At 70.7% G+C, this 16,056-nt stretch carries 16 protein-coding genes; 8 read left to right on the top strand and 8 right to left on the bottom strand.

Translation table 11 applies throughout. The features are described from left to right. Window positions 1-20 precede the first annotated feature (20 nt). From HCK04_RS34540 to HCK04_RS34505, 8 genes are all read left to right on the top strand, one after another. Window positions 21-2,309: a sensor histidine kinase gene (locus HCK04_RS34540; protein WP_260617511.1), complete on the top strand. Its 2,289-nt coding sequence runs from the start codon at window positions 21-23 to the stop codon at window positions 2,307-2,309. Then, window positions 2,306-2,740, top strand: coding sequence for a roadblock/LC7 domain-containing protein (locus HCK04_RS34535; protein ID WP_142651555.1), 435 nt, complete (start codon window positions 2,306-2,308; stop codon window positions 2,738-2,740). The genes HCK04_RS34540 and HCK04_RS34535 overlap by 4 nt, the downstream gene beginning before the upstream one ends. Then, window positions 2,737-3,111 (top strand): DUF742 domain-containing protein, encoded by a 375-nt coding sequence (locus tag HCK04_RS34530; RefSeq protein ID WP_142651554.1) that lies wholly within the window; start codon window positions 2,737-2,739, stop codon window positions 3,109-3,111. Before HCK04_RS34535 ends, HCK04_RS34530 begins: the two co-directional genes overlap by 4 nt. Next, complete coding sequence (locus tag HCK04_RS34525) at window positions 3,092-3,691, top strand: ATP/GTP-binding protein (RefSeq protein WP_142651553.1); 600 nt, start codon at window positions 3,092-3,094, stop codon at window positions 3,689-3,691. Before HCK04_RS34530 ends, HCK04_RS34525 begins: the two co-directional genes overlap by 20 nt. Before the next feature lie 361 nt (window positions 3,692-4,052). Continuing rightward, window positions 4,053-5,342 carry an extracellular solute-binding protein gene (locus tag HCK04_RS34520; protein WP_142651552.1) on the top strand — a complete coding sequence of 430 codons (1,290 nt, stop codon included), beginning with the start codon at window positions 4,053-4,055 and terminating at the stop codon, window positions 5,340-5,342. Window positions 5,343-5,349: 7 nt separating this feature from the next. After that, window positions 5,350-6,276 (top strand): sugar ABC transporter permease, encoded by a 927-nt coding sequence (locus HCK04_RS34515; RefSeq protein ID WP_142651551.1) that lies wholly within the window; start codon window positions 5,350-5,352, stop codon window positions 6,274-6,276. Continuing rightward, a complete protein-coding gene (locus tag HCK04_RS34510) occupies window positions 6,273-7,130 on the top strand; it encodes a carbohydrate ABC transporter permease (RefSeq protein ID WP_142651550.1) in 858 nt (285 codons plus the stop codon). The genes HCK04_RS34515 and HCK04_RS34510 overlap by 4 nt, the downstream gene beginning before the upstream one ends. A gap of 98 nt (window positions 7,131-7,228) precedes the next feature. Continuing rightward, window positions 7,229-8,329: a GNAT family N-acetyltransferase gene (locus HCK04_RS34505; RefSeq protein ID WP_142651549.1), complete on the top strand. Its 1,101-nt coding sequence runs from the start codon at window positions 7,229-7,231 to the stop codon at window positions 8,327-8,329. A gap of 351 nt (window positions 8,330-8,680) precedes the next feature. Here the strand turns inward: HCK04_RS34505 and HCK04_RS34500 are convergent, their stop codons facing one another. From HCK04_RS34500 to HCK04_RS34470, 8 genes are all read right to left on the bottom strand, one after another. Further along, window positions 8,681-9,394 carry an SH3 domain-containing protein gene (locus HCK04_RS34500; protein WP_142651548.1) on the bottom strand — a complete coding sequence of 238 codons (714 nt, stop codon included), beginning with the start codon at window positions 9,392-9,394 and terminating at the stop codon, window positions 8,681-8,683. 157 nt (window positions 9,395-9,551) lie between these two features. Next, window positions 9,552-11,711, bottom strand: coding sequence for a multicopper oxidase family protein (locus HCK04_RS34495; RefSeq protein ID WP_142651547.1), 2,160 nt, complete (start codon window positions 11,709-11,711; stop codon window positions 9,552-9,554). Continuing rightward, window positions 11,708-12,163: a DUF6220 domain-containing protein gene (locus HCK04_RS34490; RefSeq protein WP_185949091.1), complete on the bottom strand. Its 456-nt coding sequence runs from the start codon at window positions 12,161-12,163 to the stop codon at window positions 11,708-11,710. The genes HCK04_RS34495 and HCK04_RS34490 overlap by 4 nt, the downstream gene beginning before the upstream one ends. A 254-nt stretch (window positions 12,164-12,417) precedes the next feature. Continuing rightward, on the bottom strand, window positions 12,418-12,609 hold the full coding sequence (locus HCK04_RS34485) for a hypothetical protein (protein WP_142651546.1): 192 nt from the start codon (window positions 12,607-12,609) through the stop codon (window positions 12,418-12,420). Between the two features lie 154 nt (window positions 12,610-12,763). Further along, window positions 12,764-13,825, bottom strand: a complete 1,062-nt coding sequence (locus HCK04_RS34480) for a glycosyltransferase family 9 protein (protein WP_142651545.1) — start codon at window positions 13,823-13,825, stop codon at window positions 12,764-12,766. A gap of 528 nt (window positions 13,826-14,353) precedes the next feature. After that, window positions 14,354-15,346, bottom strand: coding sequence for a cation diffusion facilitator family transporter (locus HCK04_RS34475; RefSeq protein ID WP_185949093.1), 993 nt, complete (start codon window positions 15,344-15,346; stop codon window positions 14,354-14,356). Continuing rightward, window positions 15,340-15,477 (bottom strand): hypothetical protein, encoded by a 138-nt coding sequence (locus tag HCK04_RS43070; protein WP_185949094.1) that lies wholly within the window; start codon window positions 15,475-15,477, stop codon window positions 15,340-15,342. Before HCK04_RS43070 ends, HCK04_RS34475 begins: the two co-directional genes overlap by 7 nt. A gap of 68 nt (window positions 15,478-15,545) precedes the next feature. Then, the gene (locus HCK04_RS34470; RefSeq protein ID WP_260617510.1) at window positions 15,546-15,953 is read right to left on the bottom strand and encodes a metalloregulator ArsR/SmtB family transcription factor; all 408 of its coding nucleotides are present in this window, start codon (window positions 15,951-15,953) and stop codon (window positions 15,546-15,548) included. Window positions 15,954-16,056: the final 103 nt, after the last annotated feature.

The raw sequence follows: 16,056 nt of genomic DNA, 5'->3' as shown, positions 1-16,056 counted from the left end.
TGCGCTTCCGCAACTCGCGCGTGCGGACCAAAGTCACGGCCCTGCTCGTGTCGCTTGCGGCACTGTGGATCTTCGCCGCCTGGGTGACCGTGCGGGACGGTCTCAACCTCGCGTGGGTGGCGGTCTACAACAGCAACGTCGCTCAGCCGAGCGAGTCGCTGCTGGTGGAGCTGCAGAAGGAGCGGCGCCTGACGGTGTCCCGCCTGGTGAGCCCGGTGCTGGTCTCGTCCGCCGACCTCTCCGCCCAGCGCTCCCGTACGGACGCCGCGGCCGGTGAGTTCCGCAGGCTGGCGAGCAGCGACACCCTCCGGTTCGCGGCGACCGACGAGCTGCGGAAAAGGATCGACCGCACGTTCCGGCAGCTCGACCAGCTCCGTTCGGTGCGGCACGCGGTGGACGCGCGCCAGGTGGACCGCGGCAAGGCCATCAGCGCCTACAACGGCCCCATCGACTCTCTTTTCCAGACCTACTATTCGCTCGCCACGCTGGACGACGACCAGCTCGCGAAAGACACGCGGACACTTATCAGCCTGAACTGGGCACGAGAACTTATATCGCGCGAAGATGCACTTTTGACCGGCGTCATCGCGGCGGGCAGGTTCGGCCAGGCGGAGGTCGCCCAGTTCACCCAGCTCGTCGGCGCCGAGCGCAACGTGATGGACCTGGCGAAGTCCGACCTGGAGGAGCCGCTTCCCGACGTCTACCAGCGTCTGCAGAAGAGCGCCGCGCTCAGCCAGCTCCACAGCCTGGAGGATCTGGTCGCGCAGCAGGGCCGGCCCGGTCTGCGCGCGCCCGTCGGCGGGGAGCAGTGGCAGTCCGCGTCCTCGGCCGCCCTGAACCAGTTGCACGACGTCGTCAGCGGCGCGGGCGAGACGATGGTCGATCGGGCGACGCCCGTCGCCGTCGGCGTCATCACCCGGCTGGTGCTGGCCGGTGTGCTCGGCCTCGTGGCGGTCATCGCGTCGATCATCCTGTCCATCACCACGGCCCGCGCCCTGGTGCGCCAGCTCGAGAAGCTGCGCGAGGCCGCGCTCGAACTGGCCAACGAACGGCTGCCCGGAGTGGTCGCCCGCCTCGCCCAGGGCGAGAAGGTCGACGTCAAGGCCGAGGCGCCGCCGCTCGAATTCGGGCCCGACGTCATCGGCCAGGTGGGCGCGGCGTTCAACACGGTGCAGGAGACGGCCATCCGCACCGCCGTCGAGGAGGCCCAGCTCCGGCAGAGCATCCGCGACATCCTGCTCAGCCTCGCCCGTCGTACGCAGTCGCTGGTGCACCGCCAGCTCACCCTGCTCGACGTGATGGAGCGGCGCGAGTCGGACCCGGCCGAGCTGAAGGACCTGTTCCGCATCGACCACCTCGCCACCCGCATGCGGCGCAACGCGGAGAACCTCATCGTCCTGTCCGGGGCGTCTCCCGCCCGCGCCTGGCGGCGCTCGGTGCCTATGGTCGACGTCGTACGCGGCGCGCTGGCCGAGGTCGAGGACTACACCCGCGTCACCGTGATGCCGATGGGAGAGACCGCGCTCCTCGGACGCGCGGTCGGCGACGTCATCCACCTGCTCGCCGAGCTGATCGAGAACGCCGTGTCGTTCTCCCCGCCGTACACGATGGTGCAGGTGGGCGGCCAGGTGGTGGCAAGCGGCTACGCGATCGAGATCGAGGACCGCGGCCTCGGGATGAGCGCCGAGGACCTCGAAGCGACCAACCAGCGGATCGCCGACCCGCCCGAGTTCAACCTCTCGAGCACCGCCCGGCTCGGCCTGTACGTCGTCAGCCGCCTGGCCGAGCGGCACGGGATCAAGGTCTCGCTCAAGGCGTCGCCTTACGGCGGCACGACCGCGGTCGTGCTGCTGCCGCGGGACCTCGTCATCGAGGGCGGGGAGGACCTGCCCGAGGAGGAGACCGAGTCCGGCCTCCCGCGCCGCGGGACCGGCTCCCGGAAGATCGCGCTTGTCGGCGCGCCCGAGGCGGTCTCCGCACCAGTTCAGGAGGTGGTTCCCGTGCCGAGGGCTCCCGAGCCGCCCAGGCCTCTGCAGAGCGTCCCACCACCGCCCGGCGACGCCGATCCGGATCCCGACAGGCCCGCGCCCTCGGCCGGGTTCACCCCATCGGGCCTGCCCTTCCGGGTGCCGCAGGCCAACCTCGCCCCCGCGCTCGCCGAGGAGTCGAGGAACGGCGACGAGGCGGACGACGAGGAAGATCGCTCGCCGGAGGACATCCGTAAGATCATGGGCTCGTTCCAGTCGGGAACGAGGCGCGGCAGATCCGAGGCCGCGAAGCTGCTGGGTGACGAGGAGGACAACCTGTGACGCAGAAGACCGGGGCCTCCGCGGACCTCGCGTGGCTGCTGGACGATCTTGTAGCACGGGTCCGCGAGGTCGAGCACGGCATCGTGCTGTCCACCGACGGGCTGCTGCTGGCCGGCTCGCAGGGGCTTCGCACGGAGGACGCCGAGCACCTGTCGGCCGTCGCCTCCGGGCTGCAGAGCCTGGCGCGCGGCGTCGGCGAGCGCTTCCAGGGCGGATCCGTACGGCAGACCATCGTCGAGATGAAGTCGGCCTACCTGCTCGTGACCGTGGCGGGCCAGGGCGCCTGCCTGGCCGTGCTCTGCTCGGGTGACGCCGACGTCGGCCTGGTCGCGTACGAGATGGCGATGCTCGTCGCGCGCGTCGGGCAGTACCTCACCTCGCCCGCGCGGACGACGATCGACCGGACGACGGGGAGAGAGGTCCGCCTGTGAACTCCGAGTGGAGCCCGGACGAGGACCGTTTACTCGACGCGCCGACCATCCGGCCGTACGTGATCGCGCGGGGCCGTACGGAGGCGCAGGACCGCTTCGACCTCATCTCGCTCGCCGTGACGGTCCGTCCCACCACGGGGACCGAGATCGGGCTGGACCCCGAGCACCAGGCGATCGTGCGGCTGTGCCGCAGGCCGCTGTCGGTCGCGGAGATCGCGGCCCATCTCGACCTGCCGGCCGGGATCGTCCGGGTCCTCCTCGGCGACCTGTTCGACCGGGGCTACGTGGCCGTGCAGCAACCCCAACCGGAGATGGACGTGCTCGACGAGCGGATGTACAAGGCGGTGCTCGATGGCCTTCGCGCGCTCTGATTCCGGGACGACCCCGCCGAAGATGCCCACGGCGATCAAACTGCTGATCGCCGGCGGCTTCGGGGTGGGCAAGACCACGATGGTCGGCGCGGTGTCGGAGATCCGGCCGCTGCGCACGGAGGAGACGCTGACCGACCGCAGCGTCGGCGTGGACGACCTGTCCGGGGTCGAGGCGAAGGCGACCACGACGGTCGCCATGGACTTCGGCCGCATCAGCATCGGGCAGGACTTCGTCCTCTATCTCTTCGGCACCCCCGGCCAGGAGCGGTTCTGGTTCGTCTGGGACGAGCTCGCCCGGGGGGCGCTCGGCGCGGTCGTGCTGGCCGACACCCGCAGGCTCGCCGACTGCTTCCCCTCAGTGGACTACTTCGAGCGCCGCGGCACGCCGTTCGTCGTCGCGGTCAACTGTTTCGAGGGCGCTCCGGTCTTCGAGCTGGACGAGGTCAAGCTCGCGCTCAACCTCAGCCAGGACGTGCCGATCATGCTGTGCGACGCGCGCAAGCGGGAATCGGGCAAGGAAGTCCTGATCGAGCTCGTCAAGCACGCGTACGGCAAGCGGCCGACCGCCGCCGCCCGCTGACGCTTTCGCCGGCTCCTCACCCGGGGACGTCCGGGTTCTTCGGCATGCGCGGCGTTCGACCCCTTGCATGCGATTTACGTTTCGTGGCATGGTGACGTTTCCCTACCACGGTTCTCACGCGTCCCGCGTACGAGCAGGACGGTCGACGGGTTCCGGCTGTCCGTAAATGCCGCCTGGTTGATCCCTATTCATCCCTTTTGGGCTGCGTCGATCGGCCGTACTTTCGTTCGCCCCCGACCGTGCGTAACAGGTGCACAACAGCCGTTGATATGTACCTAACCCCGCTGTAACGTCTGCCCCATCGCAGAAACTATCGGGCGACTGCCGAAAGTTTCGGTCGGAATCCAGAAGGGAAACCACCGTGAAGTTGAGTCGGCGAGGTGCGGCGCTCCTGGCGGCGTCGGCACTGGTCCTCGGGGGATGTGGTAGTTCGGGGGATGACGCCGCCGGAGAGGGCAAGAGCTCGGCCGGCGGCAAGGTGACCGTCGAGTTTTGGAACATCTGGACCACGGATCCCCTGAAGAGCTACGGCGCTCAGGCGATCAAGGACTTCCAGGCCTCGCACCCGAACATCACCATCAAGAGCGTTCCCTACGAGAACGAGGCGTTCAAGGCGAAGCTGACGACGCTCACGCAGTCGGGCAAGGCGCCGGACATCTTCCAGACCTGGGGTGGCGGCGTGCTCGCCCAGCAGGTCGACGCGGGCCTGGTGAGGGACCTGAGCACCGAGGCAGGTGACTGGCTCGGCACCTTCACGGACGCCGCGCTGTCGGCCTACCAGGTCGAGGGCAAGACCTACGCCATCCCCGACGACATCGGCATGGTGGGCTTCTGGTACAACAAGGCGCTCTTCAAGAAGGCCGGGATCGCCGAGCCTCCGGCGACCTGGTCGCAGCTCCTCGAGGACGTCAAGAAGCTGAAGTCGGCCGGGATCACCCCGATCGCGCTCGCCGGCAAGGACAAGTGGCCGGGTCACTACTACTGGGCCTACCTCGCAATGCGGATCGGCGGCCTTGACGCCCTCAAGCAGGCCGGTGACAGCAAGGACTTCACGGGTCCGGCGTTCGTGCAGGCGGGGCAGAAGCTCAAGGAACTGGCCGACCTCCAGCCGTTCCAGAAGGGTTACCTCGGCGCGACGTACGGCGACCCGGGCGGTCAGGCCGCGACCATGGGCGACGGCAAGGCCGCGATGGAGCTGATGGGCCAGTGGGCGCCCGCGGTCCAGAACGACGCCGGCAAGGGCCTGGGCGACGACCTCGGCTTCTTCCCCTTCCCGGCGGTCGAGGGCGGCCAGGGCGCGGTCACCGACGCGTTCGGCGGCGGCGGCGGCTTCGCGATCGGTGCCGACGCTCCGGCGGAGGCGGTCGAGTTCCTGAAGTTCCTCACCGAGAGCACCGAGCACCGCAAGGCCGTCGCGACCGGCGGCTTGCTCCCGGTGCTGAAGGGCGAGGAGGACGCGGTCACCGACCCGAACCTCAGCGTGGTCGCCAAGAACCTCGCCACCGCCACCGGCTTCCAGCTCTACCTCGACCAGGCGTTCCCGCCGGCCGTCGGCCAGGAGGTCAACGACTCCGTGGCCGAGCTGATCGCCGGCACCAAGACGCCGGAGCAGGTGGCGCAGGCCATCACGGAAACGGCGAAGTCGGAGTAACTGTCGCGTGAAGACGACGAGACCCCGGAGCCTCAGGCTCCGGGGGTTCACCACTGTCCTTCTGTTCCTGCTTCCCGCGCTTGTGCTCTTCTTCGGGCTCGTCGTGGCCCCGATCCTGCTCGCCTTCTACGCGAGCGTGTTCAAGTGGAACGGCATGCGCGGGCTGCCGACGGACTTCATCGGCCTGGCGAACTTCACCAAGCTGCTGGCCGACGAGGTCTTCCTCGGGGACCTGTGGCGCGGGCTCCTGCTGATCATCCTGTCGCTGGTGATCCAGCTTCCCCTCTCGCTGGGCACCGCCATGCTGCTCAACCAGAGGATCCGCGGCCGGGCGTTCTTCCGCCTGCTGTTCTTCGCCCCGTACGTGCTGTCCGAGGCGATCACCGCGGTCCTCTTCATGATGATCCTGTCGCCCACCGAGGGCCTGGCCAACTACATCCTCGGCTGGTTCGGCATCGACCCCCTCGACTGGTTCGCCGACCCGTCGTCGGTCATGATGTCGGTGTTCATCGTCATGACCTGGAAGTACTTCGGCTTCCACATGATCTTGTACATCGCCGGCCGTCAGGGCATCCCGAGGGAGCTCACCGAGGCCGCGCAGATCGACGGCGCGACGGGGTGGAAGGTCTTCCGCTACGTCACGCTGCCGCTGCTCGGGCCCACGATCCGCATCAGTGTGTTCCTGTCGGTCATCGGTGCGATCCAGCTCTTCGACCTGGTCTGGATCATCACCGGCGGAGGCCCCTCGCACTCCTCCGAGACCATGGCCGTCACGATGTTCCAGTTCGGCTTCAAACGCTTCCAGGTCGGCTACGCGAGCGCGATCAGCGTGGTGATGTTCCTCATCAGCCTCGTGTTCGCGGTGTTCTACCAGAGATACGTCATGCGCCGCGACCTCGAAGGAGCGAGCACCGTGCTGAGGGACCAGCGATGAGCGCCAACCGTCACAAGCAGTCGCCGACGTCGGGCGGTCTGCTGCGCAGCCTGTCCCTGCACACCATCGTCGTGATCACGGCGCTGTTCGTCGGCATCCCGCTGGTGTACGGCGTGCTCGGCGGGTTCAAGACCACCGCCCAGTTGTCGAGCAACCCGATCGGTCTGCCCAGCCCCTGGGTGCCGGAAAACTACACCAGCGTGCTCGCCTCGTCGTCGTTCTGGCAGATGCTCTGGAACAGCACCTACATCGCCGTGCTGACCACGCTCGTGGTCGTCGCGGTGTCCGCGCTGGCGGCCTTCGTGTTCGCGCGCTTCGCCTTCCGGGGGCGTGAGGCGCTGTTCACGATGTTCGCCGCCGGGCTGATGTTCCCGTTCGCGGTGGCGATCCTGCCGCTGTTCGTGCTGCTGCGGATGTTCGGGCTGCTCGACAACCCGCTCGGCGTGATCCTCCCGCAGGCCGCCTTCGGCATGCCGATGACGATCATCATCCTGCGCGGCTTCTTCCGGGCCATCCCGGGAGAGATCGAGGAGGCGGCGATCCTCGACGGGTGCTCCCCGTTCGGGTTCTTCTGGCGGATCCTGCTGCCGATGGCCCGGCCCGCGATCGCCACGGTCTCCGTGCTCGCGGTCGTGAACAGCTGGAACCAGTTCATGCTGCCGCTCGTGGTGTTCAGCGACGACAGCCTGTTCACCATCCCGCTGGGCGTCCAGCAGTTCCAGGGGCAGTACGCCACGGACGTCGCACGGGTCATGGCCTACATCGTGGTCGCGATGCTGCCCGCCCTCGGCTTCTACGCCGTGGCCGAGCGCCAGCTCGTCAGCGGCCTGACCGCGGGGGCCATCAAGGGCTGACCCGAGCGGACAGCCGTACGGGGTGGGCGGACGTCGCGATCCCCCTGCACGCGCCCTATGGTGATCGGGACATAGGGCGAAACCGCAGGGGGAGACCGATGGCGGAACCGATCGTCCGCCCCGCCGCCGGAGCCGACATGGCCGGCGTACGTGCCGTCGCCGGCCACTTCGGCCTCCTGGATCTGTGGCCGGAGCGGCCGGACTTCGTGGACGCGGAACGCGAGTTCGGCGAGGTGCTCGTCGGCGAGGTGGACGGCACGATCGCGGGGTTCGGCGGCACGCTGCGCCGGGGGACGGTCACGCACCTCGGAGACCTTTTCGTCCTGCCCGGCCACCAGTCGTCGAGGCTGGGCCGCACGATCCTGTCCCGCCTGCTGCCCGCCGGCACGCCCAAGGTCACCTTCGCGTCGGCCGACAGGAGGGCGCTCGCCCTCTACATCAGGCACGGGATGCGCCCGCGCTGCCCACTCTTCTACCTGACGCGCAGGCCGCCCGGCGACCAGGAGACGCCAGAGGATGCAGACTTTCCGGCGTCTGGGGTAGCTGACATGCGGGCGGCGGATGGCGGGGTGGCGCCGGGGGGTGCGGACTTTAGGGTGCCCGGGGCGGCGGATGTCGGGGTGGTGCCGGGGAATGCGGACCCTCAGATGCCCGGGGTAGCGAATGCGCGGACGGCGCCGGGAGATGCGGACGTCCACGCGGCGGCGGTCTTGGACGCCCATGTCTCCGGCGGCGACCGCACCTCGACCCTCACCTGGTACGCCGGGCTGCCCGGGGTGACCCTGCACGTCAGCGACTCGGGTTACGCGTTCGCCAGGACGGCCGGAGACCAGGTCGTCATCGGACCGGCCGGGGGCGCGACCCCGCAGGACTGCGCCGACATCGTGCTGGAGGCGGCGAACGCCCACCACCGCACCGCACCGATCCACGGGCCGGTTCATGGGCCGGACCACAAGCCGGTCCACGAGCCGGTGCATGCGCCGGGCTGTCTACCCGGCCCCGCGCCGGTCCACGGGCCGGTCCACGGGCCGGGCCGCATGCCGGGCCGCATGCCGATCCACGTGGCGGTGCCGGGCGCGCATCCGCTGCTCGCCCTGCTGCTGGAGGACGGCTGGCGCATCGGCGACATGGACACGCTGATGACCAGCGAGGACGTCATGCGGCTCGACTGCTACATCCCGCATCCCGATCTCGGCTGAAAGGCCGCGGCCCCCGTCCCCGGCCAGGGGGATACCGGGGAAGGGGGCAGCGCGGCTTCGCCGCGTCCGGCAAGTGCCGGCCGGCGCGTCCGGGGCTTGCTGGTCAGCGTGTTCCGGGCTTTCCGGACTGCGTATTCCGAGTCGGTCGGCTTGGCCGTGACATCCCGGGCCTGCCGGGGCGCGCGTCCGGGGCTTGCTGGTCAGCGTGTTCCGGGCTTTCCGGTCTGCGCATTTTGAGTCGGTCGGCTTGGCCGTGACATCCCGGGCCTGCCGGGCGGCGCGTCCCGGGCGTGCCGAGCGGCACGTCTCGGGCCTGCTGATTTGCGCATCCGGGGTCTCACGGCCCTGTCGTCACAGCTTGCGGAGGTAGCGGGCGGAGGCCCAGCCGGGGATGCCGTCGCCGGTGTCCACGGCCACCCAGCCGTGGGTGGCGTCACAGGCCCCGGGGATGTTCCCGTCGGCCCGCCGCAGTTTGCCGACACGGGCATGGTGGATGCCGGCACCCTCGCGGACGTTGAGGAAGCTTCCCTTGCGCACGTGCCGGAGGCGGTAGACGCACGAGAGCGATGGCCGCCCGCTCAGATCGAGCCGGTGGAGGTAGCGGGCGGCGGCGTAACCCGAGGTCCCGTCGGCGGTCTTCACCGCGATCCAGCCGCTGGTGGCGGTGCAGGCGCCGGAGAATCCTCCGTCGCCGGGCCGCAGCTTGGCGAGGGGGGTGTGGCGGATGCCGGCGCCGTCGCGGACGTTGAGGAAGCCTCCCTTGCGTACGCCCCTGAGCCGGTAGGTGCACACGAGACCGGGCCCCTGCTGGGCCAGGTGCACGACCTGCCCGTACGGCCCCGACGCGGTGGGATCACCGGGGCCGGGAGGCCGGACCGCCGCGGCCCCCGAGCCGGGATGCCCCCGGACGCCCGACGCCGGGTCGGTCGCGATCCTTGGTGTGAGGTGCCCCCCGGTGTCGGAACCGGCCGGTCCCGCGAGGGCCGGCGCGGGCCGGCCCGCGACGAGCCACCCCGTGGCGGCCAACGTCACCAGCGCGGGAACGATGCTCTTCGCCACTGTCACGATCTCTCCCTTCGGTCGGCATCGTCCACGCCCGGCCGGGGGGACCCGGGCCTGTTCTGCTCACCCGAAGTTCTGATCTGATTACCGTGCGTTTACACCTCGGTGGAATTCCCGTTGTGATTTTTTACTCGACGCCTTGGGAAAAAGGGTGATTCAGTCACCCGCCGTGCGCGCCGTGGAAGGGCGAGGTCACCCCCTGGTAGGCCAGGTGCAGCATCATGCCCAGGTCGGCGTGGCTCAGGTTGTGGCAGTGGTTCATCCACAGTCCCGGGTTGTCGGCGCGGAAGGCCACCTCCCATACCTCGCCGGGCCGTACGTCGAAGGTGTCGAGCCACAGGGGACTGCCGGTGACGGAGTGGCCGTTCCGCGAGAGCACGAGCACCCGATGGCCGTGGAGATGCCAGGGGTGGGTGTCCCGGCCGCGGTTGACCACGGTGAGCCGCACCAGGTCGCCATCCCTGACCACTTCCGTGGGGATGTTGGGGAAGGCGAGGCCGTTCACCGTGTGCGCGTACGCCGGCTTCCCGTTCGTCAGCGCGAGCCCCCGGTCGAGGACGAGCGTGAAGTCGCGGTCGAACCGGCTGCGGGACGTGTACGGCGTGGGCGCGGGGGTGCCATATCGGGTGAGGTCCAGCTCCGGCCAGTCCGCCGTCTGACTGTCGGCGGCGGGAACGGCTCCGGCGCCCGCCGCCGCGCTCAGCGCGGTCGTGGGGCTGTCGCCCTGTGTTGTTGTGGGGCTGTCGCCCTGTGCCGCCGTCGTGCTCGGGCTCTCCGTCGCGGCGCTCGCGTCCTGCGCTGTTGTGGGGCTGGTGCCTTCCGGGACGAGCCGTACGGAGTCGGCGCGGTCGTCGATCTTCAGGACGACGGGGTCCGGCGGCATCGTGAACGCGAGGTCATACCGGCCGCCCGCCGCGAGTCGCAGGCCGACCTTGGCGAGCGTGCCCGGCCCGTTCAGGTCCGTACCGTCCACCGCCACCAGCCGGTAGGGCGTGCCCGCCAGCGTGAACCGATGCGGCGTGTTGTCGGTGTTGATCAGGCGCAGCCGTACGGGCGTGCCGGGCGCGGCCTGCTTGACCAGGGACTGGTCGCGATCGCCCGTCACCAGCACGCCCCCGAGCGTGTGCACGGGCAGCGTGAGGTCCAGTCCTGTGGGCGCGGCTCCCTTCGGCGTGACGACGAGCGTGCCGTAGAGCCCCATGCGGACGCCGATGTCGGAGACCTCATGGGTGTGATACCAGTACGTCCCCACCTGCTCGGCGACGAAGCGGTAGACGAACTCCCCGCCGGGCGGCACGGCGTCCTGGGTGAGGCCGGGCACGCCGTCCTCGCCCGAGGGCACGTCATAGCCGTGCCAGTGGAGCGTCACGCCGGACGTGATGTCCGCGTTGCGCAGCCGCACCTCGATGAGGTCGCCCTGCTCGGCGGTGAGCGACGGCCCGGGGACCTGGCCGTTGAAGGTCCACGCCGACACCTTCCGTCCCGGAGACAGCGTGACGGTCGCCATGCGGGCCGTCAGGTCGAAGTGGCGTACGGCACCGCCCGGTGGAGGCGTGGCCGGGCCGCGCAGGTCGGTCACCGGACGAGGCGTCCCACCCGTGGCGGATCCTGCCGAGGCGGAGTGGCCGTGGGAGACGGGCTGCGCCCCCAGGTCCGTGGCCCCCATGTCCATGGCACCCAGGTCCGTGGCCCCCATGTCCATCGCACCCATGGCGGCGCCGCCTTCCGGGGCGGAGCCCTCCGCCGTGGCCGGCGCGGAAGGAAGGAACACGAGAGCGGCGCCGAGCACGGCGGCCACGACGGTTGCCGCCGTCGCGGACCGCAGCCCGGGCACGCGCGCGCTCATCGCTCTCCAGGTCCCCAGGACGGCCCCCGCGACTACGGCCAGGAGAAGGAGAGCGGTGCCCGGATCCGCCGGATATCCGATCAGGAAGGTCTGCACGATCCCGGCCGCCGCGGCGTACCCCGCGCCGAGCAGCGGCACCACGACCACGGGCGCTTTGACGGCGTCGCGCGACGCCGTGTCCGCCCGCCGGGCCGCCCGAAGCAGGCGCGGCCCGGCGAGCGCGGTGGCCACGAGACTCGCCGCGACGAGAAGTGGCAGCGCGAGGGTGATCTTCTCCTGCACGAACCACCAGCCGGCCCCGGCCAGGGCGAGGACGGACCAGACCCGGGCCAGGGACGCGACAAGAGCGACCGCGAACAGGGCCGTGGCCGTCCTCGGACGACGGGCCGCGGCGGTCACGCCCGCGCCCACCCACGTCGCCGCGGTCAGCACCGAGACGAGCAGGTCGAGCGCCATGAGCAGGTCGGTCGTCATGATGCGCGAGCCGGACGGCCCTCCGCGGCGGCTTCCGACGAGGCGGGCCCGGCCGACATGAGCCGCCGTGCGTTACGGAACACCATGCCGCAGACGCCGAGGATGGCCATGCCGTTGATGGCGTGCAGACCGAGGATCGCCAGGGAGACCGGCGTCGTGTTGCCGGTGCTGTCGTCGAACAGGCCGCCCAGCGCGATGATCAGCGACTGCACGATGACGAGGCCGACGGGCAGGATGGTCAGCCCGATCTGGCGTCCCGGCGCCTTGGCGGCCGCCGCGGCGGCGGTGGCCACCAGTGACAGGATCGGGATGACCATCATGCCGTTCATGCTGTGCAGGCTGAACGAGGAGTCGTCCTGCGGCTTGTCGAACGCGCCGACGGCCGCGAGGTACATCTGGAGGACGGCGGCGGCGAGTAGCAGCCCCGCTAATGCCGTGTATACCTTTCGCATGTTTTTGCTCCCTTCGGTCGCGGGGGAATTCCGGAGTCACGGGGATCGTGTCCCACGCGGCCGGCGGTGTCGTCCCTCGTCGAGAGACACGTCGGCTACCGCCGGGGGAGTACGGGGACCCGGGCACCGTCCGTCCCCCGGGCGGTGTCTCGATCGTGCCGCCGGCGGGCCTCGGCGTCGTCGCACGCCGGGAGGCTCCCGGTGCTACCGCCGTCGCATCAGGGGCGTACGCCGCTACGACCGGGGGAGTACGGTCACCGCGGCCGGCCGGCGATGATGGCCGGGGTGATGGCGTCGGCGTGACAGTTCAGGGTCGTACGGCGCGGCCGATTCAGGGTTATGCGGTGCGGCCGGTCGTACACGCAGACATTGACGTCCACCGGCGTGATCCGGCCGTCCGACGACAGCCGGATCGGCTTCCTCGCGGCGCGGGTCGTCTTCGCCACCGGGGAGCCTCCGGTGTCCCGCTGGTTGTCGGGGCAGCCCCGCTGGTCGTCACGGCGTCCCGCTGACCCGAGGCGTCCTGCTGAATTGCCGGGGCGGTCCCGCTGATTCGAGGCGTCCTGCCGGTCGCGGAGGCGTCCGCTGGTCGTCTGGTCGTCAGGGTGTCCGGCTCTGGTGGCGGAGCAGGTCCTCCGCCTGCTCGACCACGTCGTCGACCGGGACGTCGGCCACCCACGACTCGTCGTGCGGGCACCGCGGCGGCCGCGCATCGTGGCCGTTCACGCCGCAGACCGGGCACCGCTCCGTCCAGGAGACCAGCGGCCGGTGGAGAGCCCGGCCGAAGGGCCCGGAGTTGATGAGATCGCCGCACCAGAAGATGCCGACTGTGGGCGTGCCGACCGCCGCGGCGAGGTGGCGGGGGCCGGTGTCGTTGGAGATGACCAGGTCGCAGCGCTCGTACAGGGCGGCGAGGCCGCCGATGCCGAGCGTGCCGACCGCCGTGACGGCGGGCCGCCGCATCGCCGCCGTGACCTCCTCGACCACCTCCCGCTCGCTCTCGACGCCCGTGATCACGACCGGGCGGCCGAGCCGGTCGGCCGCCTCCGCGAAGGCCCGCGCCGGCCAGCGCCGCCGGGGGTCGCTCGCCCCCGGATGCAGCGCCACCAGGCCGGGAGGCGGCTCGCCGTACACGCGGGCGAGCTCGGCGTGGTCGGCGTCGGTCACCGCGATGCTCGGCTCGTACGCCTCGGCCGTCCCGCCGACCAGCGCGGCCACCTCCAGGTAGCGCAGCGTCTCGTGCTGGTAGTGGACGTACGGCACCCACCGGTCGAGCCGTACGGCGTCCGGCGTGCACAGACCGGCCGTGACGCGGGCGCCGATCGCCTTGACGAAGGGGTTGGAGTGGCGCCCGCCGTCGTGGATCTGTACGGCCAGGTCGAACCGGTGCTCGCGCAGTTCCTTGAACAGCGTCTCCGGAGCCGGGTAGCCGCCGTCCGTCGTCGACACCCCGGAGATCGGGGGCAGGGCGATGACGTCGTCGACCGGCCCCGGCCTGCCGTCCAGGAACCGGGCGTGCCAGGGGGTGCCGAGGAGGGTCAGCCGGGCCCCCGGGTAGGCCCGGCGGAGCGACTCCAGGGCGGGCATCGCGAGCACCAGGTCGCCCAGGGCGTTGGCCCGCAGCACCGCGACGCGGCGTACGCCCTCGATCAGCGCGCCCATGCCGTCTCTGACACGGTCTGCGCCGCGAGGGCGGCCGACGTGACGGCCGGCGCGCCCGGGAGGCCCCTGGTGGGCACGAGAACGTCCGGGTCGGACGGGGCGAACATGCGCGCCTGATACCCCTGAGGTCGGTTGGCAAACGGAGCCCGTCAGCCGAAGCCCGCGCGCAGCCCCCCGATGAGGGCCGTCCGGGAATCGGCCGCACCGTCCGCGCTCCCGTTCCCCGTGCCTCCGCCTGCCGTCCGGATTCCGCCATGTCCCTCGCCCCAGTTGGCTAGAGCACCACACCCGCCGAGGACGGAAGGGGCGACGGTCAGGAGAGGCATCCAGCGCTGGGAGACCTGATGTGGCGGCGGTGCGGCCCTGGGAGAGGCCGGGGGTCCGTCAGGAGAGGCGTCCGGCGTTCGGGAACCCCGATATATCGGCGGGGCGGTGGGCAGCCTTGAGGGGCCGGGGTCAGGAGAGGCGTCCGGCGTTCGGGAACCCTGATATATCGGCGGGGCGGTGGGCAGCCTTGAGGGGCCGGGGTCAGGAGAGGCGTCTCGCGCTGGGGAACCTGATGTAGCGGCGGGCGGCGCAGCTCTGCGAAGGACGGCCCTCCCCGGCCGCCGTCTGCCCGTTGACGTGCGCGGGGCCGTGCGCGTCCGCACAGTGGGGCTCGGCCGCCCCGGCCGCCGTCTCGCCGATCGCGAGAAGCTCGGGCGGGGCGTGGTCGACCTGCAGCGTGGTGTGTGCGATGCCGTACTCGTCGTGGACCATCCGCTGCGCGGCCTGCCGTACGGCGTGGCAGTCGGCGCCGGGCGCGACCAGGATGTGCGCCGACATGGCGGGGTAGCCGCTGGTGACCTCCCAGATGTGCAGGTCGTGCACCTCCACCACGTGTTCCAGTGCGGCGGCCTTGCGGCCGATCTCCGCGGGGTTCATCCCGGCGGGGGCGGCCTCCATGAAGACCCGGCCGGACTCGCGCACCAAATCCCACCCGGCCTTCAGCATCAGGGCGGCCACGACCAGGGCGGCCAGGGCGTCGGCCCGGCCCCAGCCGGTCAGCCAGATCACCGCGCCGGCGATGGTCGTGGCGATGAAGGCGAACAGGTCGTTGAGGATGTGCTGGAAGGCGCCCTCGACGTTCAGGCTGCCGCGGTTGGCTCTGCTCAGCAGCCAGGTCGCGGCCAGGTTCACGACGATTCCGGCGATGCCGGTCGCGACGACGTACGCGCCGTGGACCTCGGGCGGCTCGATCAGCCTGCATACGGCCTCATAGACGAAGTAGACGCTGAGCAGCAGCAGCGTGATGCCGTTGATCTGGGCACTGATGATCTCGGCGCGTTTCAGGCCGTAGGTGAAGCCGCCCTGCGGCGGGCGGGCGGCGATCCGCATCGCGATGATCGCGAAGGCGATGGCGATGGCGTCGGTGAGCATGTGCCCGGCGTCGGAGACCAGGGCCAGGGAGTGCGCGATGACGCCGATGACGACCTCGACCGCCATGAAACCGAGGATGAGCGCCAGCGCGCCGGTCAGCAGCCGCCGGTCGGCCTCGGCGCTGACCGCGTGCCCGTGACCGTGTCCATGACCATGACCGCGACCGCGAGCGCCACCGCGAGCGCCACCGCGCGCATGGTCTCGACCGCGGCCGCGGCCGTGCGCGTCGTCATGGTCGCGCGCGTGCCCGTGCTCGCGGTCGTCGCCCGTCCCGGTGTGGTGCCCGTGCTCCCTACCGGCTTCACCCATCGTCGCGGTCCTTCTCCTCATGTCCGATGTGCGTGATCGCCAGGTCGAACAGCAGCCGCACGTGCGAGTCCGCGAGGCGGTAATAGGCCATCCTTCCCGCGCGCCGCACCTTCACCACGTTGTGGACTCGGAGCAGGCGCAGGGCGTGCGACGCTGCGGACATGCTGTGGCCGGTCGCCGCGGCGAGATCGCAGACGCACATCTCGCCGCCCTCGAGTAGCGCCGCGATCAGCCGCAGTCGCCCGGGATCTGCGAGGAGGCCGAAGACCTGTGCCAGGTCCTCCACCGTCCCATGGGACGGCATGGCCCTCCTGACCGTCTCCACCCGGTGGGCGTCCACCACCGGGAGCGCGCAGGAGTCGGCCGTCGCGAGATCCACAACACTTGAACGATCGTTCACTCGTTTGAGTGTAGGTCGCGGACGCGTCATGTCAACGCGTTCCCGGTCGTTCTCTGCCGAACCCGCCACGGAGCTTCGGAGCTCTGCGGTTCGGGGCTTCGGG

The organism is Microbispora sp. CL1-1 (assembly GCF_012034195.1).
Classification (GTDB): domain Bacteria; phylum Actinomycetota; class Actinomycetes; order Streptosporangiales; family Streptosporangiaceae; genus Microbispora.
Note: the sequence above shows the minus strand (reverse complement) of the source record. Positions and strands in the feature narration are given on the sequence as shown.